22 protein-coding genes and 1 tRNA gene are annotated in these 25,897 nt (G+C 64.1%); 12 read left to right on the top strand and 11 right to left on the bottom strand.

Features of this window, described 5'->3' with window-relative positions:
* The first annotated feature begins 229 nt into the window (after positions 1–229).
* A complete protein-coding gene (locus tag DDF67_RS02855; RefSeq protein ID WP_109099449.1) occupies positions 230–2,911 on the top strand; it encodes an AAA family ATPase in 2,682 nt (893 codons plus the stop codon).
* On the opposite strand, the gene DDF67_RS02860 is transcribed toward DDF67_RS02855, so the two are convergent.
* Entirely contained in the window at positions 2,908–3,612 is a 705-nt protein-coding gene (locus tag DDF67_RS02860) for a hypothetical protein (protein ID WP_109099450.1), read from the bottom strand. The two genes, DDF67_RS02855 and DDF67_RS02860, sit on opposite strands and share 4 nt — an antisense overlap.
* Positions 3,613–3,769: 157 nt before the next feature.
* Here DDF67_RS02860 and DDF67_RS02865 point away from each other — a divergent pair, with 157 nt between their 5' ends.
* From DDF67_RS02865 to DDF67_RS02875, 3 genes are all read left to right on the top strand, one after another.
* Positions 3,770–4,735, top strand: coding sequence for a hypothetical protein (locus DDF67_RS02865; RefSeq protein WP_146197939.1), 966 nt, complete (start codon positions 3,770–3,772; stop codon positions 4,733–4,735).
* A 283-nt stretch (positions 4,736–5,018) separates the two neighbouring features.
* Positions 5,019–6,686 (top strand): AIPR family protein, encoded by a 1,668-nt coding sequence (locus tag DDF67_RS02870; RefSeq protein ID WP_109099452.1) that lies wholly within the window; start codon positions 5,019–5,021, stop codon positions 6,684–6,686.
* A gap of 454 nt (positions 6,687–7,140) precedes the next feature.
* Entirely contained in the window at positions 7,141–8,226 is a 1,086-nt protein-coding gene (locus DDF67_RS02875; RefSeq protein WP_199229126.1) for a tyrosine-type recombinase/integrase, read from the top strand.
* Positions 8,227–8,569: 343 nt separating this feature from the next.
* Here the strand turns inward: DDF67_RS02875 and DDF67_RS02880 are convergent.
* A tRNA-Arg gene (locus tag DDF67_RS02880) sits at positions 8,570–8,646 on the bottom strand.
* A gap of 566 nt (positions 8,647–9,212) precedes the next feature.
* On the opposite strand from DDF67_RS02880, the gene DDF67_RS02885 reads away from it, so the two are divergent.
* From DDF67_RS02885 to DDF67_RS02890, 3 genes are all read left to right on the top strand, one after another.
* Entirely contained in the window at positions 9,213–10,748 is a 1,536-nt protein-coding gene (locus DDF67_RS02885; RefSeq protein WP_233247524.1) for a Fic family protein, read from the top strand.
* Positions 10,749–10,900: 152 nt separating this feature from the next.
* On the top strand, positions 10,901–11,104 hold the full coding sequence (locus tag DDF67_RS25245) for a hypothetical protein (protein ID WP_146197940.1): 204 nt from the start codon (positions 10,901–10,903) through the stop codon (positions 11,102–11,104).
* A 313-nt stretch (positions 11,105–11,417) separates the two neighbouring features.
* The gene (locus DDF67_RS02890; RefSeq protein ID WP_109099454.1) at positions 11,418–13,127 is read left to right on the top strand and encodes a putative bifunctional diguanylate cyclase/phosphodiesterase; all 1,710 of its coding nucleotides are present in this window, start codon (positions 11,418–11,420) and stop codon (positions 13,125–13,127) included.
* A 14-nt stretch (positions 13,128–13,141) separates the two neighbouring features.
* Here DDF67_RS02890 and DDF67_RS02895 read toward each other — a convergent pair whose 3' ends face one another.
* From DDF67_RS02895 to DDF67_RS02920, 6 genes are all read right to left on the bottom strand, one after another.
* The gene (locus DDF67_RS02895) at positions 13,142–13,321 is read right to left on the bottom strand and encodes a hypothetical protein (RefSeq protein ID WP_109099455.1); all 180 of its coding nucleotides are present in this window, start codon (positions 13,319–13,321) and stop codon (positions 13,142–13,144) included.
* A gap of 112 nt (positions 13,322–13,433) precedes the next feature.
* Positions 13,434–13,946 (bottom strand): SDR family oxidoreductase, encoded by a 513-nt coding sequence (locus DDF67_RS02900; RefSeq protein WP_233247525.1) that lies wholly within the window; start codon positions 13,944–13,946, stop codon positions 13,434–13,436.
* A 29-nt stretch (positions 13,947–13,975) separates the two neighbouring features.
* Positions 13,976–16,264 (bottom strand): FdhF/YdeP family oxidoreductase, encoded by a 2,289-nt coding sequence (locus DDF67_RS02905; protein WP_199229127.1) that lies wholly within the window; start codon positions 16,262–16,264, stop codon positions 13,976–13,978.
* 65 nt (positions 16,265–16,329) lie between these two features.
* The gene (locus tag DDF67_RS02910) at positions 16,330–16,659 is read right to left on the bottom strand and encodes a hypothetical protein (RefSeq protein ID WP_109099458.1); all 330 of its coding nucleotides are present in this window, start codon (positions 16,657–16,659) and stop codon (positions 16,330–16,332) included.
* A gap of 4 nt (positions 16,660–16,663) precedes the next feature.
* On the bottom strand, positions 16,664–17,428 hold the full coding sequence (locus DDF67_RS02915; protein ID WP_199229128.1) for an exodeoxyribonuclease III: 765 nt from the start codon (positions 17,426–17,428) through the stop codon (positions 16,664–16,666).
* Entirely contained in the window at positions 17,425–17,757 is a 333-nt protein-coding gene (locus tag DDF67_RS02920) for a hypothetical protein (protein ID WP_109099459.1), read from the bottom strand. Before DDF67_RS02920 ends, DDF67_RS02915 begins: the two co-directional genes overlap by 4 nt.
* Positions 17,758–18,048: 291 nt before the next feature.
* Here DDF67_RS02920 and DDF67_RS02925 point away from each other — a divergent pair, with 291 nt between their 5' ends.
* From DDF67_RS02925 to DDF67_RS02940, 5 genes are all read left to right on the top strand, one after another.
* Entirely contained in the window at positions 18,049–18,228 is a 180-nt protein-coding gene (locus DDF67_RS02925) for a hypothetical protein (protein ID WP_109099460.1), read from the top strand.
* 9 nt (positions 18,229–18,237) lie between these two features.
* Positions 18,238–18,633 carry a KTSC domain-containing protein gene (locus tag DDF67_RS02930; protein ID WP_109099461.1) on the top strand — a complete coding sequence of 132 codons (396 nt, stop codon included), beginning with the start codon at positions 18,238–18,240 and terminating at the stop codon, positions 18,631–18,633.
* Positions 18,634–19,688: 1,055 nt separating this feature from the next.
* Positions 19,689–19,913 carry a sigma factor gene (locus DDF67_RS26320; protein WP_332888313.1) on the top strand — a complete coding sequence of 75 codons (225 nt, stop codon included), beginning with the start codon at positions 19,689–19,691 and terminating at the stop codon, positions 19,911–19,913.
* A 63-nt stretch (positions 19,914–19,976) separates the two neighbouring features.
* Positions 19,977–20,267 (top strand): sigma factor-like helix-turn-helix DNA-binding protein, encoded by a 291-nt coding sequence (locus tag DDF67_RS26325; RefSeq protein WP_332888314.1) that lies wholly within the window; start codon positions 19,977–19,979, stop codon positions 20,265–20,267.
* A gap of 177 nt (positions 20,268–20,444) precedes the next feature.
* Positions 20,445–21,443, top strand: coding sequence for a methyltransferase (locus tag DDF67_RS02940; protein WP_199229129.1), 999 nt, complete (start codon positions 20,445–20,447; stop codon positions 21,441–21,443).
* Here the strand turns inward: DDF67_RS02940 and DDF67_RS02945 are convergent.
* From DDF67_RS02945 to cphA, 3 genes are read right to left on the bottom strand one after another with little or no spacing between them, the layout of a single operon-like run.
* On the bottom strand, positions 21,436–22,233 hold the full coding sequence (locus DDF67_RS02945; RefSeq protein WP_109099463.1) for a cyanophycinase: 798 nt from the start codon (positions 22,231–22,233) through the stop codon (positions 21,436–21,438). The two genes, DDF67_RS02940 and DDF67_RS02945, sit on opposite strands and share 8 nt — an antisense overlap.
* Positions 22,230–23,102: an isoaspartyl peptidase/L-asparaginase gene (locus DDF67_RS02950; RefSeq protein WP_109099464.1), complete on the bottom strand. Its 873-nt coding sequence runs from the start codon at positions 23,100–23,102 to the stop codon at positions 22,230–22,232. The genes DDF67_RS02945 and DDF67_RS02950 overlap by 4 nt, the downstream gene beginning before the upstream one ends.
* On the bottom strand, positions 23,095–25,830 hold the full coding sequence (gene cphA / locus DDF67_RS02955; protein ID WP_109099465.1) for a cyanophycin synthetase: 2,736 nt from the start codon (positions 25,828–25,830) through the stop codon (positions 23,095–23,097). The genes DDF67_RS02950 and cphA overlap by 8 nt, the downstream gene beginning before the upstream one ends.
* Between the last annotated feature and the right edge of the window lie 67 nt (positions 25,831–25,897).

Below are 25,897 nucleotides of genomic sequence, written 5' to 3' on the forward strand. Positions count from 1 at the left end.
GCGACGGCGCTGCAAACCCAATCCCTGCAAGGGATTGGCCCACCACCGACGGCGCTGCTTTTATCTGGCCGTCGAGATTTGCCGGCAAAACGGTGATCTAGAATGCTGGCGCGCGGGCATTGTCACGCTCCGGCCGTAAACAAGCGACTGCATCCCGCCACGCCCCCTAAATGAGACATTGCTCGCGCTAGTCCCTACCAAGCTGCGCCTTATGGTGGTGTAGTGCGGCATGGCTGATGCGCATCCACTTCTGAAATGGGCTGATAGGCAGGTTGATTGGGCTCGTGATGCACTCCGACGGCATGCTCAGTCGCCAAACCATGCGCTGAGCGCTGCCGATGGTGACGAAATTATCTCCCGTGTTCGCCAAGCAGCCGGAGCGGCTTTCGAGAAGCCGCTCGATCATGCGCCAATTGAAGCGAAGCACATCACGTTCAGGCCGGCCGAGGGAGAGCGCGCACTCCTCTGCTCCCTTGGCCCTGTGGAAAACATCGGACGGCTGGCTGGCGATCAAAAGCTGAGCTTCTGCCTCAATGGCATTACGCTCATTTATGGCGATAACGGCAGCGGCAAGAGCGGCTATTGCCGCGTGACCAAAAAGGTCTGTCGCAGCATCACAACCGATACTCTGCAAGGCAACGTCTTTGCCGAGGGCGACAAGCCACCTGCCAAGGCGCTCATCCGGTTCATGCCGGGAGGTGTCGATGAACCCGTCGGGGTCAACTGGACAGATGGAGAAGACCCGCCGGCGGCGGTGAAAAGCATTTCCGTTTTCGACACGAGCAATGCGCGCCTCTATGTCGATAAGGACAACCGTATCGGCTTCCTGCCCGCAGAGATCTCCCTGCTGGAGCGTCACGCGGCCCATCGAAGCGAGATGGACGCAAAATTCCAGAAAGAAAAGAAAGACCACGAAGCGGCCTGCAAAACCGCGCTGCCGGTCGGCTTCGGGCCAGGTGGTGCAGTAGCGCAGCTCTTCGCCAAGCTCACGCCGAAAGAGACCAATCTGCCGACGAGCGAAGAGGTCTCAAAGCTCGGCGAATTTTCAGGTGATGACGCCAATGAGCTGGAGACTCTGACGATCGCCCTGGGCCAGGAGCCGGAGGTCATCGCTGCGCGACTCGAGCGGGGGGCTACCGTCTTGAAGGTCCTGCTCGAACAGATGGCGCCGGCCGAAGCTGCGCTCTCGGAAGAGCAGGCAAAAGAGCTGGAAGCAAAATGGGGAACGGCGACCGCGGCACGGAAGGCTGCCGAGTTCGCAGCGAACGAGCAGTTTGCAGGCGAGCCGTTGAAAGACGTAGGCAAGAGTCCTTGGAGCCTCATGTATCGCTACGCACGAGACTATGCACTTTCGCTTGGGTTCGGTGACCTGCCTGCCGACGCAGGCGACCCTTGCACTTTGTGCCAGCAGCCGTTGTCACAGGACGCAGCCGAGCGCGTGGGGCGCTTCAACAGCTTCATCGCTGGCGAAGCCACGAAGGCCGCTACGCTCGCCGTCCAGGAACTTACCGATTTCGTCGCGGATATCGACGCTCTGGTCATCGCGACGGGCGTGCTCGTTGAACAGCAGCTCGCCGAACTGAAGGCCTTGAATGAGGCTCAGGCCTCGCTGACGGCAAAGATCGTCGCCTTCTTTATCGCCGCGCATAAGCGACGTGCAGATTTCAAAGAAGCCGCCGGAAGCGGCATCTTCCAATTCGACGCCGATCCCCTTGCGAGGATCTCCGACCTCGTCGCTGATGCGATCAAGGAACTGGAGGCGGAGGCGGCGTCGCTTAAGGACCAGGCCAAGCTCGATACGCAAAAAGCTGCGAACATCGAGCGGCACAAAGCGCTCTCTGACCGAAAATGGCTAAGCGGTGTCCTACCGACGATTCTTGAGCGCCTGAAGACGCTGCATGCGATCAAGCACGCGTCCGAGTGCTCAAAGCTCGTGTCGACCGCACAAGTCTCGACCCAGATTACGACTATCCGCCGGGCCCTTGTCACCCAAGGCCTCGACACAAGGATCAAGGAAGAGATCGCTGCGCTCGACCTGAACTACATGCCGTTTGAGGTCTCGGACCGCAGCCGCGACGGAAACAGCTTCTTCGAGGTGAAACTCAAGGCGGCTGTCGGCGCTCCTGCCAACGCGGAGATCCTCAGCGAAGGAGAGCAGAGGGCGCTCGCGCTCGCCTGCTTCCTCGCCGAAGTTGGCGCGGACAAGGCAAATCACGGCCTCGTCTTTGATGACCCCGTTTCATCCCTCGATCACCTGCGCATCCGTCGGGTGGCAGCCCGCCTTGTCGCAGAAGCCGCCAAGGGAAAGCAGATCATCGTCTTCACGCACAACCTGCTTTTCTACAACGAGATGCTCCATCTCGCAGCCTCCGCATCCCCCGCCGTTCCAACCGTTCGGCGGGTCGTGACAAAAACCAATGCGGGTGGCTTTGGCCTGATCTCTGAGGAGGCCGAGCCGTGGTCGGCCCAGAAAGTCTCGTCCCGTATCGAGGAACTGCGTAAGCGTGCCAAGGTCATCGAGGGCATCGCCAACCACGAGGGTGAGCTCTACCGGCGCGCTGCGAAGGACTTCTACACGGACCTTCGCGAGACATGGGAGCGCCTCGTCGAGGAGTTGCTCTTAGGTAAGGTCGTCGAGCGGTACAGCTCAGATGTGCGAACACAAAGCCTTCGCAGCATCACCGTCACTTCCGAAGACCACAAGACCGTCTTCTTTGCGATGAAGCGGGTGTCTGAATTCTCCGGCCACGACCAGGCTGTCGGCAAACAGGTCGCGACCCCGACACCGGACGACATGAAGAAGGATCTCGACGCGATCAACGAATACCGGGTGATGATCGCCAGCCGCGCGAAGGAGTTGGAGAAGGAACGCAAGGCACTCGAAGCGCCGCCGGCCGGAATGATCGCCTAGAGCTTATGTTCGAAGAGGAATTTAAGTGCCTTCACGATCCGGTCGTATCGATAAGTCTGGCCGCCGCCTTCAAGGGCACCGCGCACCAGGGCATAGTATCGGCCCGCTCGATCTTCCTCCTTCTTCGTGTCCTCCAGGCTGCAGCTATCCGGCGTGCTGACGACGCGACCGTCCTTGCCGATGCGGACATATAAGGCGTCCTGTTTGAGGCGGTCCCTCTTGCCCTCAGCGATGGCAATCGCTGATTTGTCGTAGCTGGGATCTTCACCCCACACCCAGGCCCGGCTCTCCCAGCGGCCGATCTTCTCATATCGGAGAAGTTCAAGCGCGCTGCCTATGTCCTCAGGAAACCGGTCCTCACCAAGGGCGCTGTCGGCGGCGATCATCGCCGTGAACTCATCGGTCTGATTCCAGTGCATGATCACGTAATCCATGATCATGCCGACGAGTTGCTTGCAGGTGTGATCGTTCATAGCCCTTAGAACAGGTGAGCTGAACGGGATCACGTCGTCGCGGACGAGCAGTAGCATGAACGCTTTCGCGAACTCCTCCTGCGCGATCATCGCCATGTAAAAGCGGGTCGCGCTCGGCTCGCGAAATTCGAGATCGTATCTCTGTTCCAGAAGCCGGTCGCCGTTATCAAGGCAAAGCCGTGCGCTTGCCACCAAGTGTGTGCTTTTTGGCTTTTGCAGGATAGCCATCGTTCAGCGCCCTTCGCTTGAAACATGGGAGCGGACGTTGCCGTTGGACGATAGCCAGCCAAGCTTCTAAGGCTAGGGGCAGGCGATAACGACTTGCTGTCTGCCATTTCGTCAACCGACATAGGTGAAGCTGATCACTTCACGAGGTAATCATATCGTGGACACGATCATTAAGAACGCCGTCCAATCGATCCAGATCGGAATCGAGGACTATCAGTCCGAAGATCAACGCAGGGTGCTCTCTGCTGTCCGTAACGTACAGGCCGGAATTCTACTCCTGTGCAAAGAACATTTGCGGCGGCTATCTCCGGCTGACAGCAACGAGGTGCTGATAAAATCGAAGACCAAACCTGCGATCCGCAATGGTTTGGTGATGATGATTGGTCAGGGCACCCACACTGTTGACCAAAGGCAGATTCAAGATCGGTTCGAGGCGCTTGGGGTCAAGGTTGAATGGAAGCCGCTTGAGCAACTGACGAAGGCGCGCAACGACATCGAGCACTATCGGTTTTCCGGTTCCCACAACGAACTTCAAGCAACTATCGCTGCCGCCGCCAGAATCATCCGCGCGTTGATCGTAGAGGTGCTCGGCCATGCCCCCGCAGAGCTTCTGGGCCGCGATTGCTGGGACGTGCTTTTGAAAACCGAGGAAGTCTATGACGCCGAGCGTGCTCGCTGTCGCGCCAGCCTAGCTCCAATCCAATGGTTTTCTCCCAAGATCGCTGACAATCTCGACGATCTCCTCTGCATCTTCTGCGCCTCAGATCTGATCGCGCAGCGTGACCCGACCAACAGTCGGCAAGATATGGCGAGGCTCGACTGTCGGTCATGTGGAGAGCGAATGGAGGAGCCCTTCATCATCGCGGAGGCGCTAGAACGGATTCTATTCGCTGACGCCTATATCGCCGTGACCGATGGTGGCGACGAACCGGTCATCGAGTGCGAGAACTGCTTGGCCGATACTTTCGTTCTGGAGGAAGCCTGCTGCGCCTCCTGCGGCTTTCAGTATCCCCGCCAGCTATGTGCCGACTGTCGAACGGAGGTCATAGGCTCAGACTTCGAGCGGCACGATGGGCGCTGTGTGCCCTGCTTTTTAGCGAGCCAGGATATCCCTGAACTCTGAGGAATCATACGGTTTGGTCTAAGTGCCGAAGGCACACACAATACCCGTGGTTCGTCGCCGCTATTATGCGTTGGTTCTGGCGCATTCTCGCCCCCCCCCCCTCGCGTCGTGAGGCGACCCCGCCGGTGGCGGAGTCTCGCCGTCACTCCTGGCGGCTAGCCGTTGGGCCTTCTTCTCATTTACAGCGACCTACGAAAATCAGATGGTTCGCCGCACCCTGACCACCACCGTCGGCGCCGTGGCACGGAGGCGGTGCGGCCACTAGTTCAACTTGCGAGCATTCATGTCGGCTAAAGAGCTAATTACGGCTGTCTTCAACGAACGGCGCTCGGCATACGACCCCGCCCTTAAGGTCGACGATGCGTTCGAAATCTTTTGCGCCGATGTCATTCTGACCAGCCATGACCCTTCGATCGAGGAAATCGCCGAACGAGTAGTGGACGGAAGTCAGGACGGCGGCATCGACAGCGTCTTCATCTACGTCAATCGCGTCCTTATCGCAGATGACACTGACCTCGGAAACTTCAAGTTCCCCGTCGAGGTCGAGTTGCTCATTGTCCAGTCGAAAAATGAAGCGAACTTCAAGGAGGGCCCGGTCGATAAAGTCGCCGCCTCACTTCCAGACCTTCTTCGCAATGCGCCAAAGTCAGACGCGCCGTTCAAAGCTAAGCTGATTGAAGCCTTTCAGCTCTGGCATAAGGTTAGAAACACTCTCGCGCCGCAGTTTCCTAACTTCAAGATCGGAGTCTGGTATGCCTGTAACGGCGAGGCTGTTCCACATGCCGCCGAGGTGAAGGCGAGCGCACTGGAAACTACCCTAAAGGCGATCATTCCAACCGCCGAAATTAAATTTACATTTGCTGGTGCTCACGACCTGTACCAACTAGCGGGCCGACAGAAGATTGTCTCCGCCGTTCTGCCAGTTTCTGGAACACCACTGTTCGGCCCAAACAGCTCCTACGTCGTCCTAACTTCCCTAACGGCCTACAGCGGCTTCATCGCCGACGAAAACAAAGCGATTCGCGCGTCATTCTTCGACGCTAACGTCCGCGACTACGAAGGGTCGGTCGACGTCAACAAGGACATTGCCGAGAGCCTTGGTGGGCCGCGCCCCGGCATTGACTTTTGGTGGCTCAATAACGGCGTCACGATCCTCGCGAGCAAAGCGGGCTACAACAACGGCGGAATGACGCTGCAAAACCCGTTGATCGTGAACGGCCTTCAGACTTCCTATGAGGTGAACCGCTGGGCGCGCGGCGGCGGCTCTGACACCAGTCGGCTCGTGATGGTCCGGATCATAGAGACCACCGACGAAGACGTCATCAACAGCATAATCAAGGCCACCAACTACCAGACGAAGGTGAAGCCTCATTCGCTGCGCGCCACCGAAGAAATCCACCGGCAGATCGAAATACTGCTGCTGCAGCACAACATTTTTTACGACCGGCGTCGCAACTACTACAAGAACCTGAACAAGCCCGCGTCCCGCACGATCGGTATCGACCGCATGGCGCAAGCGGTCACGGCGATGTTGCTGGAAACGCCGAACGTAGCTCGGGCGCGCCCCACCAGCCTGATGAAAGACCCTTACTACGGCGACATCTTTCCTTCCGATCCCTCGCATCCGCTCAAGCTCTACCAAGTGGCGGCTGAGGCGATGTTCGCCGTCACTGCGTACTTCAACGCATCGAACTTCGAGCGCATCTACAAAAACAATCTCCGCTTCCACGTACTTACCGCGCTCGGGTGGTATCTCGCCGGCAGCGTAGCGCCGACGCCTACTCAAATCGCGAAGATCAATGTTTCGAAGATCACCGCCGCACCAATCGCTGCGATTACCGCGTGGGTTATTCAGCAGTTCGACCTAACCGAGAAGACTGACGCGGTTGCTAAGGATACGGAGTTCTCAGCAGCGCTAAAAGCCGCTTGGCCGTCTTTCTCGGCCTCCTGATCAAAGAATGAGCGACAAGCTTAATTCCATCGGCCTCACGCTTCGCGGTGGGGCTGATCAAGCGAAGTTGGCACTCACATACCGCTTCGCGACGTTCAGATTGGCGTCGCGAGCAAGTGTCGGTCTGGGTCAACTCCCGCCCTTGTGGCGAGAGCACCTGCGTCCGCCAGCTGGTGGCACCCGTGGATCGCTGACGATCCATCTCACCTGCGCTTTCGGCCGGAAGAGGGTCTTCCGCCACGAGGGCGGGTGTGATCCGACGCCGACAATCCTTGGCGGTAGCGATCTGAGCCGTCACCTCGGCAAGTCAAATGCATACCTGCCTTATGGGGCTTCAGCCGTCGGGGGCATCAGGCGCGCAGGCAACGCGAGCTAAGCTAGGGCTCGATAGGAGCGAATTTCGAGCCCAGTCTGGTTTGCCTGGGGTGGGCACTTGCCCAACAGGAGAACCATCGTGAACTCCCAACCCATTAGCCCCCTCCGCCAGCGCATGCTGGAGGACATGAAAATCCGTGGCTACACCGCCCACACCCAGCGCGACTACGTGCGGGCGGTCGCCGATTTCGCTCAGTTTATCAATTGCTCGCCCGACTGGGCCGAGCCAGAGGATTTGCGGCGCTATCAGCTACACCTAGCCAACCAAGGGGTGTCGCCAGCCACGATGAACAGCCGCGTTTCTGGCCTGCGCTTCTTCTTTCGGGTCACCCTCGCGCGGCCAAGTTTTGGAAGCCAGTTGGCGACGGTTCGCGGGGAAAATCGCCTGCCAGAGGTGCTCAGTCCTGAGGAGGTTGCGCTCCTCCTGCATTGCGCCGGTAAGCTCAAATACAAGGCCATCCTCAGCATCGCTTATGGCTGCGGCCTCCGTATTTCGGAGATCGCCAATCTCAAGGTCAGCGACATCGACGCTGCAAGAATGCTGATCCGCGTCGAGCAGGGAAAGGGGCGCACCGACCGTTACGTGATGCTAGCGCCAGACCTGCTGGAATTGTTGCAAGCCTGGTGGCGCCACGCGCGCCCGATGGGGTGGCTCTTCCCCGGCCGCGATCCCGGACAGCCTATCGCAACCCGCCAGTTGGACCGGATATGCAAGCAGGCGGCGGCCATGGCTGGGCTGGAGAAGCGAGTTTCCATGCACACGCTCCGGCATTCTTTCGCCACCCACCTTCTGGAGAACAAGACGGACATCCGCGTGATCCAGGCCCTGCTTGGTCACAAGAAAACGGATACCACCGCTCGCTACACCCGCGTCGCGACCAAGATCCTCCGCTCAGTCGAGAGCCCGTTGTCGCTGCTCAAGCCGCCGACAGACCAGCCGCCGCCGTTGCCGGTCAAGCCTTGGATGTTCTCCTGTTCGATGCCCCGAACCTTCCTCGGGCTTGATGCCGAATCCTCCGCGCCGGTCGACGCAATGCGCCTGCTTTCGTCGCTACCCGAACAGTTGGAAGGGGCAAGCACCAAAGCCGGCGCCCGCCTTAAGGCTATTGCGACGTCTGGCACCTTGATGGCCGACACTGAACGGCGACCCGAAAATCTATTCTAGCCGCGTCATAGCAGCCCGGCACTTGCGCCAAACGTGCCGGTGTCGGGCACATGACGACCTATCGATGCCCCAACAGACGATCCGAAAGTCACCTCACGGCGCCGGCGCCCGAACTTGCCCTTTACGGTCTGTCCTCGTCATTTCAGGGCGTGTACCGAGGACCCTGCATTTTAACTCCGCGCCACGGGTCATTCTGACGCTTTGGCCGCGACGCGTTCGTGCGCAGCCCCGCAAGACCCTTCGATCTGGCGAAAGTTCCCCGACTAAAACCCCGGCTAAAGCACCAAAATAGTCGGGAGTGCCCAGTTATAGCGTATCAAGTTGTTGATTTCATTGGAGAAAATGGCGCGCCCGGAACGATTCGAACGTCCGACCCTCAGATTCGTAGTCTGATGCTCTATCCAGCTGAGCTACGGGCGCGCATTTCTGAACAAGACGGTTGGCGCAACCGACACGATTCGAACGTGTGACCTTTGCCTTCGGAGAGCCAGGCCGAAGCTCTCGGCAGCAAATTTTTCACTGGGCGACGGACTACTAGCGCCCGACGGAAGTGGGTCCGAAAATGGGGCCGGGCGAAGGGCGCTTTAGATTTTGAGATAATACAAAGGGTTCAGAAAGGCAGTGGCGGTGAGAGAGAGCCTGGAAGGCGCCGGTCGATGCGGCTGCCGAAGCTGCGGCAAAGAGGCCTACGTGGCGCTGCGCGTCTTCAAGCGAGGTCCCTGATAAAGCACGCTGGCGCAGTCGCGGAACGCTTCGGATGCGAACCTTCCAAGATGAGGCCATTCCAATGGTGCTGACCGCTTCTTTCTTGCTTTGCAGATTTCTCGACGCCTCCAGTGTTCATGGTGCGTTCTTAAAAGCGTGCTCCGGCGAACAAACCTTGCCGTGAGCCCTTTTCGCAAAATTCACTATCTGTGATAGATTTTCGCGGATCGTGAACGCTTCTCACGATCCGACCATGGTGAACACATTTCGCGGAGAGTTCGGTGGGTGATTGGCCTGCACAGGCGGTGATGGATTTTCGCGGTCGCCTACTGCCGGAACGCGGAACGCTGGCCGGCTACAGCGCCCTGATCGCACGATACGACCTCGTCCTGCCGCTGCCGCCGCGACTGGCCGCGATCGCGGATCGTCACCATCCGATATCGACTGACGACTGGTTGATGCTCACCCCGCGCCACCAGCCCCATGCAGAGCTTGGCCCGCAACTGACCTTTGCTTTCCGCTACGAAGGCATAGACCTTCAGGTCCTCTCGCGCCTGTTCACTGCCGTCGATCCGGAGGAAATCGCCGCGATCATCCGCGCCGCCCCCACCGGGGCCTTCGCGCGACGGCTTTGGTTCCTCTACGAATGGCTGACCGAACATCAGCTAGACGTTCCCGATCCGGGCAAGGTCCGCCTGGCTACGGTTCTTGATCCTGACCAACAATACGCTCTTGGGCAGGGTGAGCCCTCGCCGCGCCACAAGGTCCTCAACAATCTCCCCGGCACCCGCGCCTTCTGCCCACTGGCGCGGCGGACGCCAGGGCTTCAAGCGCTCTCCAACCTGGCCCTGGGCGATCAGGCCCGCGCGGCCATGGGCAGAGTGCGCGCCGACTTGATGGCGCGCGCGGCCGCCTTTCTGCTGCTCAATGACTCCAAGTCCTCGTTCGCCATTGAGGGCGAGCGCCCGTCCGGTCAACGCGCCGCGCGCTGGGGACAGGCGATCGCCCAGGCCGGCGTGCGCGCGCTCGACGTCGCCGAGTTAGATCGGCTGCAAGCTGTCGTCATCGGCGATGCGCGGTTCGTGCGTCTGGGCCTGCGCGACGAGGGCGGCTTTGTGGGCGTACATGATCGCGACACCGACCAACCGATCCCCGACCACATCAGCGCCCGCCCCCAGGATCTGCCCAGTTTGCTGGAAGGTCTTACGATATTCGCCCATCGCGCCGCGCAAGGCGGCATGGATCCGGTGGTCGCCGCCGCCAGCCTCGCCTTCGGCTTCGTCTACATCCACCCTTATGTCGACGGGAACGGCCGTCTGCATCGCTGGCTGGTCCACCACGCCCTGGCCCGCGCCGCCTTCAGTCCTCCAGGCCTGGTCTTCCCCATCAGCGCGGTCATCCTGCGTCATATCGAGCGCTATCGGGCTGTGCTGGAGTCTTACTCGGCGCCCTTGCTGCCGCTGATCGATTGGCGCGCCACTGACAGCGGCAATGTCGAAGTCCTCAACGACACGGCGGACTACTATCGCTACTTCGACGCGACGAGCCACGCGGCCTTTCTTTACGACTGCGTCGAACAAACCATCATCCACGACCTGCCCCAGGAGGTTCGCTTCCTGCAGGCCTTCGATGCGTTCAGCCAGGCGGTCCAGCAGGTCGTCGACATGCCGATGGCCAAGGTCGAACTGCTGCACAAGTTTTTCGAGCAAAACGAGGGCCGCCTCTCGCAGCGCGGCCGCGAGCGTGAATTCTCGGCCCTGACGTCCGACGAGATCAGCCGGCTCGAGACGGCCTACGCTGAGGCGTTCGGCGCTTGAGGTTGAGAACCAGCGCGCCGAAAGGGAGCGAAAATGGGCCGGAGGGCAGGCACGGTCGGAGCTGTTGCGGGGGCGGCATTATTTGTGGCGTTTATGCCGGAAATTGACAAATTTAATGATGACCTGAAAGAGAAATATTGTGGGAGTAAATAATGAAGTTGCTGATCTCAATTATATCGCTCGGCATTTGGTGGATTGGCGCCTTCTTAGCGCTATATGCTGTAAATGTAATTTTTGATAGATTTGGTGCGCCGTTACCGCTGGAGGTAATTCTCGTTGGCTTGTTTGTTGGGGCTGTATGGTACGGGCAGGGGAAATTCGTAACGGCAGTGATAAATGTGTTGAAGCTGGGGTGAGCCTATTGAGGTTAAGCGTCTTCGGCACAGATAGATAGCTCTCAACGTCATCGGCGCGGGCAGCGCCGTGCCGGTGCCGGGCCATTGGGTGCTGGTGCAGGTCTCGGCGCCACAGGTCCGGCGCACTCGGTGGTAAGCCGCTGCGCCGAATGGATCGGACGGCGGGCCAGAACTCAGACGCGCGACGCGCCATGCGGCGCCATCGGGCGATTAGACGACGCCCGGACCGTATGCGACGCGTGGTCGCTAGCCACGGCGAGATTTCGTTAGCCATCCCGCGCGCAGTGTGGCCGCGTGTCAGGGGTGAGCTAAGATGCCGATATCAAATGTTATTTCGCTTCCGGGCCGGCGCCAGGGCGTCGACCCGGAACTGGTGCTGGCGGCGCTGGGCAATCTGCCTCACGGCCTGTGCATGGTCGGGGCCGACGGGCGCCTTGCCTTCTGCAACAGCGCCTTCGTCAAGATGTACCGGCTGCCCGAGCACCTGGCGGAACCCGGCGCCCGCCGCGAGGCGATTATCGCGCACTGCATAGAGACGGACCAAGGGCCCGTGCGGGGCGTGGCCGAACATCTGGCCAAAAGCGCCGCGGCCTCGCCGGGCGAGGCGGTGATCGGCGAGTACGGCCTGGCCGATGGCCGCACCGTGCGCGTCTCTCACACCCCGCTGGCGTGCGGCGGCTATGTCGCCACCCACGAAGACATCTCCGACCGCGTGGCCGCCTCGGCCCAAATCGAATTCCTGGCCTATCGCGACACCCTCACGCGCTTGCCCAACCGCGCCGCCTTCCAGAGAAGTTTCGACGACGCGGTCGCCGCGGCCGAGCGCGCCCAGGAAATGTTCGGCGTGATCATGATCGACGTCGACCACTTCAAGGACATTAACGACACCCTGGGCCACGACGCGGGCGACGCCCTGCTGCTCAGCCTGTCGGATCTGCTGCGGCGCGCCTTTCGCAAAGGCGACACCGTCTCGCGCCTGGGCGGCGACGAGTTCGCCGTGGTGCTGCGCGGCCTGTCGGGGCGTGAGGACCTGGCGCGGCCGATCGAGACGCTGCAGGCCCTGCTGCGCACCCCGATCGAGCACGCGGGCCGCAGCTTCGCGATCAGCGCCAGCATCGGCGCGGCCCTGCACGAGGATCACGACTGCGATCCGCTTCATCTACTCAAGAACGCCGACGTCGCCCTCTACGAAGCCAAAGCCGGCGGACGTAACCGCTGTGTCGTCTTCCAGCCGGCGATGCGGACCCAGGTCGAACAGCGGGTCGAGCTGCTGCGGGAGGTCCGCCTGGGTCTCGAGCAGGGCGAGTTTGATCTCTACTACCAGCCCGTCGTCGATATCGGCTCGAACGTCGTGGCCGGTTTCGAGGCCTTGATGCGCTGGAACCATCCCGAGCAGGGCGTTCTGGCCCCTGGCGCCTTCATGGCCGCGTTCGAGGACACCGATCTGGCGCTGAAGCTGGGAGAAGTCGCCTTCGAGCGGGCGCTGGGCCAGATGCGCGCTTGGCTGGACGCCGGCGTTGATTTTGGACGCGTGGCCATCAACGTCTCGACCGAGCAGTTTCGCTCGGGCCGCCTGGCCGGCGAAATCGCCGACCGGCTGGCGCGCTGGGGCGTGCCGCCCAGCCGCCTGACCATCGAGGTGACCGAGAACGTCTATATGGGTTGGGGCGCCGATGTGGTGGCCCAGACGGTCTGCGCGCTGCACGATACCGGCGTGTTGATCGCTCTGGACGACTTTGGCACCGGCTATGCCTCCCTGGCCAATCTGCGCCAGTTCCCGGTCGACCGGCTGAAGATCGATAAGTCCTTTGTCCAGAACGCTGAGGACGACGCCATCGTCCGCGCCGTTATTAATCTGGGCGCCAGCATGGGTATGAAGGTGGTGGCCGAAGGGGTCGAGAAGGCCGAACAACTGGCCACGCTCAGCCGTTACGGCTGCGACCACGTCCAGGGTTACCACTTCGCCAAGCCGATGCCGGCCGGCCAAGTGCCCGCGTTCGTCTCGCGCTTCAGCGCGAGCTGAACGCGGCTAAGGCGTCAGCCCAGCGGCTTTTGATAGGTTTCCTCGCCGGCGACTTCGATGAGCTTGCGGGCCGAGGCGCGCGCGGCCTCGCGGCTCAGCGAAACGATGAGGCCGTCCGGTCCGCTGATCTTGACCTCGTCGCCGGTGGCGGTGATGTCGAGCGGAGCCTCGGACGGGGACGGCGTGTCGAGCATGGTCGCACCTTTTGAGGACGCCGCGTCGAAGCACGGCTTGTGCCCAGATAAGCCGCCGGGCGCGACGCGGTTCCGGTTGCTTATCTGCTCATGGTCCTGCCGCGGGCGCCGCTCAGGCGATGCCGGCGCCGCCGGTGACGCCATAGACCTCGCCGGTCGTGAAGCTGGCTTCCTGCGAAGCGAGCAGCACATAGACGGGCGCGATCTCGACCGGCTGGCCCGGCCGGCCGAACTGCGAATGTTCGCCGAAGTGCTGGACCTTTTCCTGGGTCTGGCCGCCGCTGGGCTGCAGCACGGTCCAGAACGGGCCGGGCGCCACGGCGTTGACACGCACGCCGGCCTTGATCAGTTGCTTGGCCAGGGCCTTGGTGAAGGCGACGATGCCGGCCTTCGTGGTGGCGTAGTCGAGCAGGTTGTCGGACGGTTCATAGGCCTGGACCGAAGCGGTGTTGATCACCGCCGCGCCGGGCCGCAGGTGGGGCCTCGCCGCCTGGGTGATCCAGAACATGGCGTAGAGATTGGTCTTCAGCGTGTGGTCGAACTGCTCGCTGTCGATCGCGCCGATGTCAGGGCGGCTGACCTGTTTGCCGGCGTTGTTGACCAGGCGCCGGACCCTTGAGCACACGGCGGCCTCGATGTCAGAACCTGCGGGCGTCAGGCGATGACGCGGACCGGTACGGTCTTGGCCGCGGGTGTATGGCTCTCCCTGGCGTGATGGCCAACCGGAATCAGGCCGTTGCATTCGGGATAGTAGGCGCCCAGGCAGCCAGCAGGGATGTCGTAGGGGGTGACGCGAAGTCCGTCGTGACGGCGCTCAAGGCCGTCGGCGGCCACAGTGGCCAGGCTGACGCGCTGGCCTTCGGCCAGACCCAATCTTTCGATGTCGGCGGGGTTTATGAACAGCACGTCGCGCACGCCGCTGACGCCGCGAAACCGGTCCTCGTAGCCATAGACGGTGGTGTTGAACTGATCGTTGGAGCGCAGCGTCATCAGACGAAAGACGTCGTGCGCATCTTCGAAACCCGTGGCGGATAGAGCCGATGGCACGATGAAGTTGGCCTTGCCGCCTTCGGCGTCGCTGAAGTCGCGCATGCGGGCCTTGTTGGGGCGATGAAAGCCGCCGGGCTGACGCAAGCGGGCGTTGAAGTCCTTGAACCACTGCGGATAGGCCACGGCTATTTCGTCGCGGACCAGGGCATAGTCGCCAACCCAGGCGTCCCAGTCCACCTTGGGGTTGGGGGGCAGGGCGGCTTTCGCCATGCCCGCGACGATCGCCGCCTCCGACATCAGCAGAGGGCTGGCCGGCGCTCGCTCGCCCACGGAGGCATGGATGCAACTGGTGGAGTCCTCGACCGACACCGTCTGCGGGCCGGTCGCCTGGTCGTCGCGCTCGATCCGGCTGAGGCAGGGCAGGAGGTAGGCGACCTTACCGCAGAACAGATGCCCGCGATTGAGCTTGGTGGCGATCTGGACCGTGAGGGCCTGCTGGCCCCAGACCGCCTCGATCCTGGGGCCGTCGGGAACGGCGCGCAGGAAGTTGCCGCCCAGGCCGATGAAGCCTTGGATCTCGTTCTTCAGCAGGCCCTCACAGACCTCGACGGTGTTGAGGCCCTTTTCGCGCGGAGGTTCAAATCCGTACATCGCCCTGAGCACGTCCAGCGGCGCCAGTTCGGGCTTCTCGGTGATCCCGACCGTGCGTTGACCCTGAACGTTGGAATGGCCGCGCACCGGGCAGGCGCCGGATCCTGGCCGCCCGACATTGCCGCGCAGCAGAAGGAGATTGCAGATCATCCGGACGGCCTCGACGCCCAGGTGATGCTGGGTGACGCCCATGCCGTAGACGATGATCGCGCGCTCGGCCTTGGCGTACACCTCCGCGGCCGCGGCGATATCGGCTTGTGAAAGGCCGCTCTCGGCCTCGATACTTTTCCAGCCGGTTTGTCGGCAGAAGGTCGCGAACGGTCCGTAGCCGTCGCAGGCGGCGATGAAGCCATGGTCCAGAACCGGCGGCGCGCCGTTCAGCCGGGCCTGATCGTCGGCCTCGATCAAGTGCTTGCATAGACCTGTCAGGACCGCCAGGTCGCCTCCGGCCTTTAGCTGGTGATATTGCGAACTGATCGGCGTGGCCTTGCCGGTCAACATCTGGAACGGCGACTGCGGATTGACGAACTTTTCCAGGCCCGCCTCGCGTAGCGGGTTGAAGGTGACGATCGGCACGCCGCGCCGGGCGCAAGCCTGAAGATCATGCAGGAAGCGCGGGCTGTTGGATCCGACGTTCTGGCCAAAGAAGAAGAGGGCGTCGGTCTGCTCGAAATCCTCCAGCACCACCGTGCCGACGGGCGACCCGATCGACTTTTTCAGGCCAACCGAGGTGCTTTCGTGGCACATGTTGGAACTGTCGGGCAGGTTCTGGCTGCCGTACATGCGCGCCAGCAGGGCGTACATATAGGAGGTCTCAAGGGAGGCCCGGCCCGAGGCGTAGAAGACGACCTTCTTTGGTTCCAGCGTCCTCAGGCTCGCCCCTATGGCGGCGAAGGCTTCGTCCCAGGCGCAGGGGACGTAGCGGTCTGACGCGACGTCGTAGCGCATCGGATGGGTCAGCCGGCCGGCCTGTTCGAGATCATAGTCGCTCCAGTCGCGGAGCTCGGCGAGCCGATGAGCGGCGAAGAACTCGGGATCGGCGCGCCGACGGGTCAGGTCCCACAAGGTTGCCTTGGCCCCGTTTTCACAAAATTCCGCCAGGTGAGGCTTGGCGGGCTTGGGCCAGGCGCAGCTGACGCACATGAAGCCGCCCGTCTTGTTCTGGCGTAAAAGCTCGCCCGCGGGCAGGACCTCTTCATCGCTCGCTACACGAGCGATCGATTTCAGCGATCCCCAGCCGCCGGCCGGGCCGTCATAGGGCTTGATCCTCACGCGACGGGACGGTTTGGGCTTGGTCGGCACGCGCGGCTCCCAATCGCTGAAAGGCTTAGTGACAACGGGCCGGGGCGCCAGAGGTTCGCCGCCGCCTAGGTCTCGGCGCAAAGCGCTGCAAACCATTCCGCATAAGGCGTATTGCGCGCCAGATGGCGGTTGAAGTCCGGCGCGCCATCGTTCCACCAGGGCCGACCGCGCTCGCCAAGGCTCGTTTTCGCCGCATCCACTTCGGCGCGGGCGCCAGCCAGGGCGCTGGCGCTCCTGGCGCGTCGGGCTTTGGCCACGGCGCGCCTGGCCTCCATCAGGTTATTGACCAGGGCCTGGCGCTCGGCGTCAGGAAGGGCCGGGTTGCTGGCTCGCCAGAGCCTGCCGCGCACCACGAAATAGCGGCCGTCCGGCGTGGTCGGATAAGCCTGCCTCATCGCTTCAGCACGATCCAGGCGGGGCGTGGTCGCTGGCCTCGGGCTGGCCCCGCACCCAGCGGTCGACACCGGCGTCGATGAGCTGGTCGGCCAGATCGGGCGTCAGCAGCAGGTGGTCCAGGCGCAGGCCCTTGTCGCTGGGCCAGCGGTTTCGCAGATAGGCCCAGAAGGTCCACAGCGGCCCGGCAGGCTGGACGGCCCTCAGCGCGTCGGTCCAGCCGGCGTCCATCAGATCGGCGAACGCTTTACGCGCCTCAGGCCGGAGCAGGGCGTCGCCCTGCCAGCGGTGTGGTCGGTAGATGTCGGCTTCGGTGGGCGCGACATTGTAGTCGCCGGCCAGGACGACTGGCGCGACGCTCGCGCGCACAACGTCGGCATGGGCGCTCAGGCGCTCGAACCAGGCCAGCTTGTAGTCGAACTTGGGGCCAGGCGTGGGATTGCCGTTGGGCAGGTAGAGGCAGCCGACCAAGACGCCGCGAACGGCCGCTTCGATGTAGCGGGCCTGGGTGTCGTCAGGATCGCGGGGAAGGCGCCGGCGGGTCAGGTCTGGCCACGCGCCGCGCGCCAGGATCGCCACGCCGTTCCAGGTTCTTTGGCCCTGCCAGACCGCTTCATAGCCAAGGTCGGCGAGAGGTCCGGCTGGGAACTGGGCGTCTTCGGTCTTCAATTCTTGCAGGCACAAGACGTCGGGCTCGGCCTCGGCCGGCCAGTCGATGAGGTTGTCCAGGCGCTTGCGGACGTTGTTGATATTGAAGGTGGCGATCTTCACGCGGACAGGTCGGGCTTGCCCTCGGCCGGAGCAGCGGCGGGGCCGAGCCGCGCGTCGGCGGCGCTGGAGGCGGCTTGTCCGCCGGGCCTGTCCCAGGTCCGCGTGGCGTCGCCCAAGGCGCGCATCATGCGATGAAAGACGAAGCGCGCCTGCTCCTCGACCTCTTCGGGCGGATACTGATCGAGATTGACCGAGATCGGGACCAAGAAGCTGTTGGGGTGGTCGGCCGGCAGTACGCGGAAAACCGCCGTCCGGTAGGTGGCCAGGTCAGGATGCTGGTCGGGATGTTCGACCTGGATGGATTGCAGGCTGATTTCTTCAGGGCGCATGGCGATCCTCTAGTCGGCGACGCCACCGCGTAGCGGGTCCTCGCCCGTCAGCGCCTCGATGTGTCGACGTTGGCGGCGGACGCCGTCCCGCAGGTCGCTCGCTGCGCTATCAGCGCAGGGCGCGCTCAGGGGCGGGCGATCATTGTCAGGCTCATCCGCCGTCTGTGGGTTAGGGGACTTGGTCATCGGACCTCCTACTGTTGCAACTGCTCGCGCTGGTCTTGGTTGCGACAGGCTAGAACCTTGGCGGCAAGACGCGGATTCCGCTCTCATCACAGCAAGGAGATTCCCATGTCCAAGCGCGAACTGATCGAATCCACCCGCGGCGATAAGCGCTACGTCCGGCGTGACGACAAAGGCCAGTTTTCGGAGGTAGACGACGTCGGCCGGGCCTCGGCCGCCGACCAGCGCCAGCATGGGGATCACGACGCCGGCAAGGGCCAGGGCGACAAGGGCGACCGCAAGGCCTAGGGGCGCGCCGTGCCCTCGGCGGTGATCAAGACCTTCTCCTATGATCCCAAGGTGGAGATCCTCGCGATCACCTTCGTCAGCGGACGCGCCTACGCCTATCTGGGCGTGCCCGCGGCGGTCGCCGATGGCCTGCGCCTGGCCTTTTCCAAGGGCGAATATTTCAACGCCCAGATCCGCGACCGCTATGGCGCCGCGCCTGTCGCGGTTGGAACCGAGAGCGCCCAAGGATCGCTGTTCTGGGGTCCGCTGCGTAGCGTATTGGCGGACGGGAAGGCCGGCTCGTGTGCTTGCCCTCTAGCGCCCGCGGGCCGGTCGACCTCTAGCCGACCTTCGGCTTTCCCATATCGGGGTTATGAAGACATCGCGCTCGGCCCTGGGTTGGAGGGTTCAGGAGCTGCGACCTGAAGACCGGCGCTGTCGCCTCTATGAAGCGCCATTAGCGGTTGGATCCGACCTCGCAGCCGAGGCGTAGGCCATGATGATCCCGGCGTCCGTGGCACGTATAATGATGCAGCAAGGAACCTGGAGAGCGCATGACGCTCTTGCGGGCATGTTCGCACCTGTCCTGAAACACTCGCCCGAGGTTTCCGTCATCGACGGCGAGATCGTCATCGTCGGTCCTTAAGGCATCGACGCCTCGCTAAGCTTGGAGGCGGCGGGGCTTTCGACAGAGCGGCTGCAGGCGGCGCTCGTCGATGGTGGCGAGATCTTTAAAAAGCCGCTCGGCTGAAGTGCGAGCGCCTTGACCGAGGGGCTTGCTGAACCGTGTTCGCGCCGAGCAGGCCCGACGGTACGTGCTTTGTCCGATGGATCGCGACTGGCCTACGCCGAAACCGGTTGGGGCACGCCGGCCGTGCTTATCCTTGGCGCTCTGACCGTGCTCGATGACATGACCACCGCGCTTTGTGAGCGACTGGCGGGCGATCACTTTCGATCGGCCTGGCTATGGCTGCAGCGAGCCTGCCGGACCTTGCAACGCGGGCCCGGTTCAGCGATCCGAAGGCGTATCGGGCGGGGATCCCGCGAGCCCCTGCTGGTCGCTGCTGGAGCGCGTGTCGGCGCTTTGCCCGCCGGTTGCGTGTGCGTTTGCTCCCGTATCGGAGGCTGCGGGAGCTGGCGGAGCGAGGTCCGATCCGGCGGGCGGCTTGCCATCGCGGGTGGCGCCCACGCCGGCGGGAGCCGAGGCCGCCGCGTTTTCGGCTCGGCTCTCGGGCGTGGCTTGCCGGTCTGGCTCGGGCGAGCAAGCGGCGACGAGAATGGCGGTGACGGCGATCCAGCTTGAGCGCATGGCGGCTTTCCGATGCTACGGCGTGTCAGGAGAGCGGAGAGCCCAGGTCCCGGCCGGCGTTCCACGCGTTCTCTTTTGAGGCGCCTCGCTCGCTTGGGATGTCAAAGGATGCAGAACGCGGCGTAGCCGCGGGCGCAGCATTCGGATCAAGGGGCTGGCGCGCGGAGCTGACATGACCTCGTCCGAAAGCACGTCCCGCGATCGGGATTTCAAGGCTGAGTTGGTGGCGGTTCTGCCCCGCCTTCGAGCCTTTGCTCGCAGCCTGGCGGGAGACGCCAGCAGGGCCGACGACCTGGTGCAGGAGACCATGTTGAAGGCTTGGGGCGCTCGTAACAGCTATGTCGTGGGCGCCAACATGCGTGCGTGGGCCTTTATGATCCTTCGCAATAAGTTCTAGTAGGACAAACGGCGGTCATGGTGAGAACAGGCCTTGGACTAGGAGACCGCCGAGCGGACTCTGATGGCTGGCGACGACGCCGCCTCGGTCCTCGAGCTCGACGATCTGCGGCGCGCCCTGGCGAACCTGGCCCTCGAGCAACGCGAGACTTTGATCCTCGCCGGCGCGGGGGGACTATCCTACGATGAGGCCGCGCAGATCACTGGCGTGGTTATGGGCACGGTCAAGAGTCGGGTCAGCCGCGCCAGAGCCTCGCTGGCCAGAGCCTTGACCGAAGAGCGGTTGGAAGCGCGCTCGAGCCGGGCCGGCTCCGCCATGGCCTTGATCCTCCAAGAGGTCGAGCACATCAGATGAGCGGCTTAACGCCCGACCATCAAAGGATGGTTCCGGCAACCAGGGGGCCCCGCCAACCCTTCAGCCTTCGGTCATCGCTCCCGGAACTGGACCCGCCCCCGGGCGGGTCCTCTTTCTCCGGCCGGCGGCATGGAGTGGCGGGCGCTCTGCGACAGCGCCCTCAGATCGAGGGGCTGAATGAACGAGCAATCGGCGCTGTCGGCAATTGGCGCCACTCCCGGGGCTCCGGAGCATGGCATGTCTGGTCCAACGGACGCCCGGGCTGACGCGCGCTTGCTCGCGCTGCTCGAACATGCGGCTGGAGCGCACTACCGGTTCGTGACGCCAACGTCGGCTACGGTTCGTCGACGCCTGGCTCAGGCCCCGCCGGCGGAGCCGGCGGCGCGCGACGTCCTGGGGTGGGGCTTCGATTTCGCCGCCGAGGACATGCCGCCTCTGCATTGCCTGCTGAAGGACGCCGGGGTTCTTGAGGAGGCGGACGGCAGACTGCGAAGCCGGCTTCGGATCGCCAGTCTGGACGAGGAGCTTCTGTTACACGCCGGCGGCCCCGGCGCGGCGGAGGACGCCGTGTTCCTTGGTCCCGACAGCTATAGGTTCGCCCGTCTCATCCAGAGCAAGGTCGCTTTCGGGGCGGCCTCCGCCGTGCTCGACATCGGGACTGGCGCGGGCGTGGGCGCGCTGGTCGCGGCCCGCCTGAGCCCTGGCGCGCGGTTGACCGCCATCGATATCAACCCGAAGGCCTTGACGCTGGCGCGGATCAATCTGCGACACGCCGGACTGGAGGCTCGGCTCGTGCTCACCAACGGTCTCGCCGACGTCGAAGATCTGTTTGATCTCATTGTAGCCAACCCTCCCTATGTCGCCGGACGCAGCGGCCGGATTTACAAGGACGGCGGCGACATGCACGGCGCGCGGCTGAGCCTGGACTGGACCCAGCAAGCGCTCGAACGCCTCGCGCCGGGCGGACGGTTCGTTCTTTACACCGGAAGTCCAATCAGCATGGGCGGGCGCGACATTCTGGGCGAGCACCTCAAGGCGCTCGCGCGGAAGGCCGGATGCGCCCTGGACTATGAGGAGATCGATCCGGACATTTTCGGCGGCGAGTTGCGACGTCCGGAATATCGCGACGTCGAACGCATCGCCGCCATCGGCGCCGTCTTCACTCGCCCTAGCTGAGCGGCGCGCTGCGGGGGCGGCGGGCGGCCAGATCGAAGCGGTCGCCGCTAGACAGGACGTGCAGCTTGACGTCGGTCATCGAGAGCGCCCTTTCTGGCTTGGCGTCCGCGACGTTGGAGGCGGTGACGCCTTCGGCGTCGACGATATAGACCGCTCCTGAGCCGATCACGCAGAAAGCCTCGCCTTCCAAGATCACGGCGGTGTCCTCGTCGATGCCCACGCCCAGAACGCGCGGGCTTTCGGCGACGGCGCCAAGCAGCCGCCCGATCCGTCCCCGCTCGGCGAAGTGTTGGTCGATGATCATGTCGCGGACAAGACCAAGGCCCGGCGCCATCTGCAGGTCGCCGATACGATGGGTTTCGGCGCTGGCGCCCCTGACCAGCATGGTGTCGCTCATCACCGAAGCCCCCGCCGAGGTGCCTGCCAGCAGGCCGCCTGTGCGCCAGATCTCGCGGATCCGGGCCTCGATCGGCGTGTCGCCGACCTGACTGCTGATCCGCAGCTGGTCGCCGCCGGAGAAAAACACCCCGGCCGCGCCGTCCAGCACAGCCAACTTGTCGGGGTCATGCGCTTCGGCGCGATCCTGGACGTAGAGTTCGACGAGCTCGCCGACCGGCAGGCCGGCGAACGCCTGACTATAGGTCTCATAGTAGCCTTCGGGCGCTCTGGAAGCCATCGTGGCCAGGACCAGCTTGCCGCCAACGATGCGCTCGGCCACAGCCTTGAGGATCGCCCGCTCGCCCTCCTTGTCCTCGTGGCCGCCGATGATCACCAAGGGGCCTTCTGTCATCGGTCTTCCTCTTCCTGCCGCTTGCTGACGAAAGCCCTGGCCGACCGGCCGGCCCGGGCGTAGGCCACCGCGAACTGCGGACTGTTGTGGTCCCAGCCAATCTGGCCGTGCCGGTCGATGGCGACGAGGCCGGCTTCGCCGCCAACGCGCGCCAGCGCCGCGAGCGCCGCCTTGGCGGCAGCATCCGGGTCCAGGGTCTCCAGATGCCGCATGAAGCGGCTGGCCAAGGTGACCCTGATCAGGCTCTCGCCGTCGCCCGAGAGGCAGGTCGCGCCGATCGTGTTGTCGGCATAGAGGCCGCAGCCGGGCAGGGGAGTGTCGCCGACCCGGCCCGGGGTGCTGCCCTGCAGGCCGCCCGTGGAGGCGCCGGCAGCCAAGCGATGGGCGCTGTCGAAGGCCACGCAGCCGACGGTGTCGCAGCCATCGGTGCTCGGCGCGAGCGCGGCCAGCCGTTCAGGCTCGATCCGCGCCAGGCCCCTGGCGTCAGCGAACGCCTCCGCGCCGCTGCCAACGAGAAGGACCGCCGGCTCGCTCAACATCGCCGCAGCCGCCGAAATCGGGTTGCGGATCGTGCGAACGGCCGCCACCGCGCCGACAGCCAGATCTTCGCCGTCCATGATCGCCGCATCGCATTCCACATCGCCAGAGGCGTTGCGCACCGATCCCTGGCCGGCGTTGAAGGTCTGATCATTCTCCAGCAACCGGATCGCGGCCTCGACGGCGCTGGCCGCGCAGCCGCCTGCCTCCAGGACCGCCGCGCCCGCAGCGACGGCGGCCAGGCAGCCGGCTTCGTGGGCCTTGACTTTGTCAGGGGCAATGGCTCGCGCCCCGCCGTGGACGATGATCGCCCAGTCCTTATCCTTAGCCATGAACAGCGCCCGCGTCGCTTGCTTCGATCGTCTCCTGGCTCGCGGGCGAGAAGGCGTGAATCTGGGCCCAGACCCGTTCCACGGCTGTGGGGAAAATCATCAGTAGGTCGCCCGGTCGGGCCAGGCCGAGGGCGTGCTCGACCGCCTTGGGCTCGCTTGGCACCCGGTGCAGGCGGCTCTCTGGAAAGCCCTCGGAGAGAGCGCCCTCCCTGAGCAACGCGATAACTGATCCGGCCGGCCGTCCCCGGCCGTCCGGACGTTCACGCAGCACCAGCTCGTCGAAGAGGCTCGCGGCGATCGCGCCCATCCGGCGGATGTCCTCGTCGCGCCGGTCGCCCGGAATGCTGACGACGCCGATCGCTCGGCCATGATGCTCGCGCAGGCGGGCGACCATCTCGCCCACCGCCTCCAGGGCGCCGGGGTTGTGGGCATAGTCGACAATAACCCGAAAGCCGTGAATGTCGGCGACGTTGAGACGTCCAGGATTGTCCTGCGCCGAAGACTGAAAGCCCGACAGCGCCGCAGCGATGGTCTCAATCGCGACACCCAGGCCGCGCGCCGCCAGAGCTGCGGCCAGCGCGTTGGAAAGGTTAAACCGCGCGGCCCCCGCCAGGGCGCTTGGCAAGGCGTCCGCTTCCAGAAGCGGGATGCGTCGTCCTCTGTCGAACAGCACCAGCGCGCCGCCGCGAACGCTAGGCTCGAGCGTCGCGGCCAATCCGCCTTCGGCCAGGTGCTTCTGCAGGAAGGGCGGCAGGTCCGGACCGCCGCGCAGGGTGAAGTAGGCGATCCTGCCGCGTGCGCGCCGCGCCATGCGCAGCGTCAGCGGATCGTCGGCGTTGAGCACGCTGACGCCGCGACGGAACACGGCCTCGACGATCACCGACTTCACCGCCGCCAGATCTTCAAGGGTGTCGATCCCCTTCAGGCCGAGGTGGTCAGCGCTGACGTTGAGGACCACGCCGACATCGCAGCGGTCGAAGGCCAGGCCTTCGCGCAAAAGGCCGCCCCTCGCCGTCTCCAGCACGGCAGCCTCCACCGTGGGGGCGCTCAGCACCATTCGCGCGCTCCTGGGCCCGCTGGCGTCCCCGCGCGTCACCCGCTCCTCGCCGATATAGACGCCGCTGGTGTTGGTCAGGCCGACCGTCCGTCCGTCCGCGCGCAGGATCGCCGCGACCATGCGCCCCACCGTAGACTTGCCGTTGGTGCCGGTGATGGCGACGATCGGGACACGGCTGGCGCTTCGGCGAGGAAAGAGCTGCTCGACAACCGCGCCGCCGACGTCACGTCCTGAGCCTTCGGACGGCTCCAGGTGCATGCGAAAGCCGGGCGCGGCGTTGACCTCGACCACGCCGCCGCCCGTCTCGCGCACCGAGCGGGCGATGTCAGGGGCGATGAAGTCTATGCCCGCGACGTCGAGGCCGACGGTCAAGGCGGCGCGACGAGCGATGGCCGCGTTCTCGGGGTGAATATCGTCGGTGCGGTCGATCGCCGTGCCGCCGGTGGAAAGGTTGGCGGTGGCTCTAAGGGAGACGCAAACGCCCGCCGCGGGCGTGCTGGCGACAGCCAGGCCCTGACGTTCCAGCATGTTGCGGACATGATCGTCGATGACGATGCGGGTCATGACTTTCTCGTGGCCGATTCCGCGGCGGGGGTCGGCGTTCTCGCGCGCCACCAGATCGGCCACGGTCGAAACGCCATCGCCCACCACTTGGGCCGGAACGCGCTCGGCGACGGCGGCGACTTTCCCGCCGACCACAAGGATCCGGTAGTCTCGGCCGGTATACTGCTCCTCGACGATGACCTTGCGGCTATGGCGAACGGCCTGCTCGAACCCCCAGCGCACCGCTTCGGGCGTCGAGAGACCGAGGCTGACGCCGCGGCCGTGGTTGCCGTCGAGCGGCTTGACCACGACCGGTCCAGTGAAACGCGCGGCTTCCGCCACGGCGGCGTCGGCCGTGTGGACGACCGCGCCGCGCGGAGCCGGTACGCCTGCCGCGTTCAGCATACGCTTCGTAAGGGCCTTGTCGCCGGCGGTCTGAACCGCGACATGGCTGGTGTCGCCGGTGATGCTGGCTCGCAGCAGCTTTCGTCGAACGCCGTAGCCCAGCTGGATCAGGCTGTAGTCGTCCAGCCGCTGGACGGGCACGCCGCGTCGGCGCGCGGCCTGGACGATCGAGCGGGTCGTCGGGCCGAGCGCCTCGGCGCGGGCGATACGCCGCAGCGCCTCGAGATTGGCTGGCAGGTCGAACGGCGTCTCCATCGCGTCGATCGGGGGCGGGGCGAGGCTGTCGAGCCCCTCCAGGTGTTTCAGTTCAGGGGGAAGCAGATCCCTGACCAGGGCCAGCGCCGCCCGGCCGGCGGCGCGACCCAGGCGCTCGCCCTCATAGACATAGAGGATGTCGTATACGCCCCGCCGACCTCGTACAGAGCGGGTCTTGCCGCGTGTCGTGGCCGCGCCGGCCAGAGTTTGGAGTTCCAGCGCCACATGCTCGACCACATGGCCGATCCACGTGCCGTCATGCAGGCGCGCGACAAGGCCGCCCGGCGCGCCCAGCGAGCACCCGTGAATCGCAAGACCGGGCAGGGCTTGGAGCAGGCGATCGGCGAATCCGGGGAGACGGGAGGTCGGATGGCCTTCCAACTGACCAAGGTCGAGCTGGATACGGATCATAGGGCGGGCCGAATAGAGATGCGGGCCGCGATAGACCGCCGTCTCCAGAACGCGCATCACGCCGCCTGCTCAATCGAAGACGCCGCATGGGGCCGGGAGCGCGAGCAGATTTCGCGGATGATCA

It is taken from the genome of Caulobacter endophyticus (genome assembly GCF_003116815.1).
In the GTDB taxonomy this organism is placed as follows: domain Bacteria; phylum Pseudomonadota; class Alphaproteobacteria; order Caulobacterales; family Caulobacteraceae; genus Caulobacter; species Caulobacter endophyticus.

Bases quoted from the DNA above. Each gene is read 5' to 3' on its own strand.
- DDF67_RS02855 (WP_109099449.1), top strand. From the start codon at position 230: ATGGCTGATGCGCATCCACTTCTGAAATGGGCTGATAGGCAGGTTGAT.
- DDF67_RS02860 (WP_109099450.1), bottom strand. From the start codon at position 3,612: ATGGCTATCCTGCAAAAGCCAAAAAGCACACACTTGGTGGCAAGCGCA.
- DDF67_RS02870 (WP_109099452.1), top strand. From the start codon at position 5,019: ATGTCGGCTAAAGAGCTAATTACGGCTGTCTTCAACGAACGGCGCTCG.
- DDF67_RS25245 (WP_146197940.1), top strand. From the start codon at position 10,901: ATGAAGTTGCTGATCTCAATTATATCGCTCGGCATTTGGTGGATTGGC.
- DDF67_RS02890 (WP_109099454.1), top strand. From the start codon at position 11,418: ATGCCGATATCAAATGTTATTTCGCTTCCGGGCCGGCGCCAGGGCGTC.
- DDF67_RS02895 (WP_109099455.1), bottom strand. From the start codon at position 13,321: ATGCTCGACACGCCGTCCCCGTCCGAGGCTCCGCTCGACATCACCGCC.
- DDF67_RS02910 (WP_109099458.1), bottom strand. From the start codon at position 16,659: ATGAGGCAGGCTTATCCGACCACGCCGGACGGCCGCTATTTCGTGGTG.
- DDF67_RS02920 (WP_109099459.1), bottom strand. From the start codon at position 17,757: ATGCGCCCTGAAGAAATCAGCCTGCAATCCATCCAGGTCGAACATCCC.
- DDF67_RS02925 (WP_109099460.1), top strand. From the start codon at position 18,049: ATGTCCAAGCGCGAACTGATCGAATCCACCCGCGGCGATAAGCGCTAC.
- DDF67_RS26320 (WP_332888313.1), top strand. From the start codon at position 19,689: ATGACCTCGTCCGAAAGCACGTCCCGCGATCGGGATTTCAAGGCTGAG.
- DDF67_RS26325 (WP_332888314.1), top strand. From the start codon at position 19,977: ATGGCTGGCGACGACGCCGCCTCGGTCCTCGAGCTCGACGATCTGCGG.
- DDF67_RS02940 (WP_199229129.1), top strand. From the start codon at position 20,445: ATGAACGAGCAATCGGCGCTGTCGGCAATTGGCGCCACTCCCGGGGCT.
- DDF67_RS02945 (WP_109099463.1), bottom strand. From the start codon at position 22,233: ATGACAGAAGGCCCCTTGGTGATCATCGGCGGCCACGAGGACAAGGAG.
- DDF67_RS02950 (WP_109099464.1), bottom strand. From the start codon at position 23,102: ATGGCTAAGGATAAGGACTGGGCGATCATCGTCCACGGCGGGGCGCGA.
- cphA (WP_109099465.1), bottom strand. From the start codon at position 25,830: ATGCGCGTTCTGGAGACGGCGGTCTATCGCGGCCCGCATCTCTATTCG.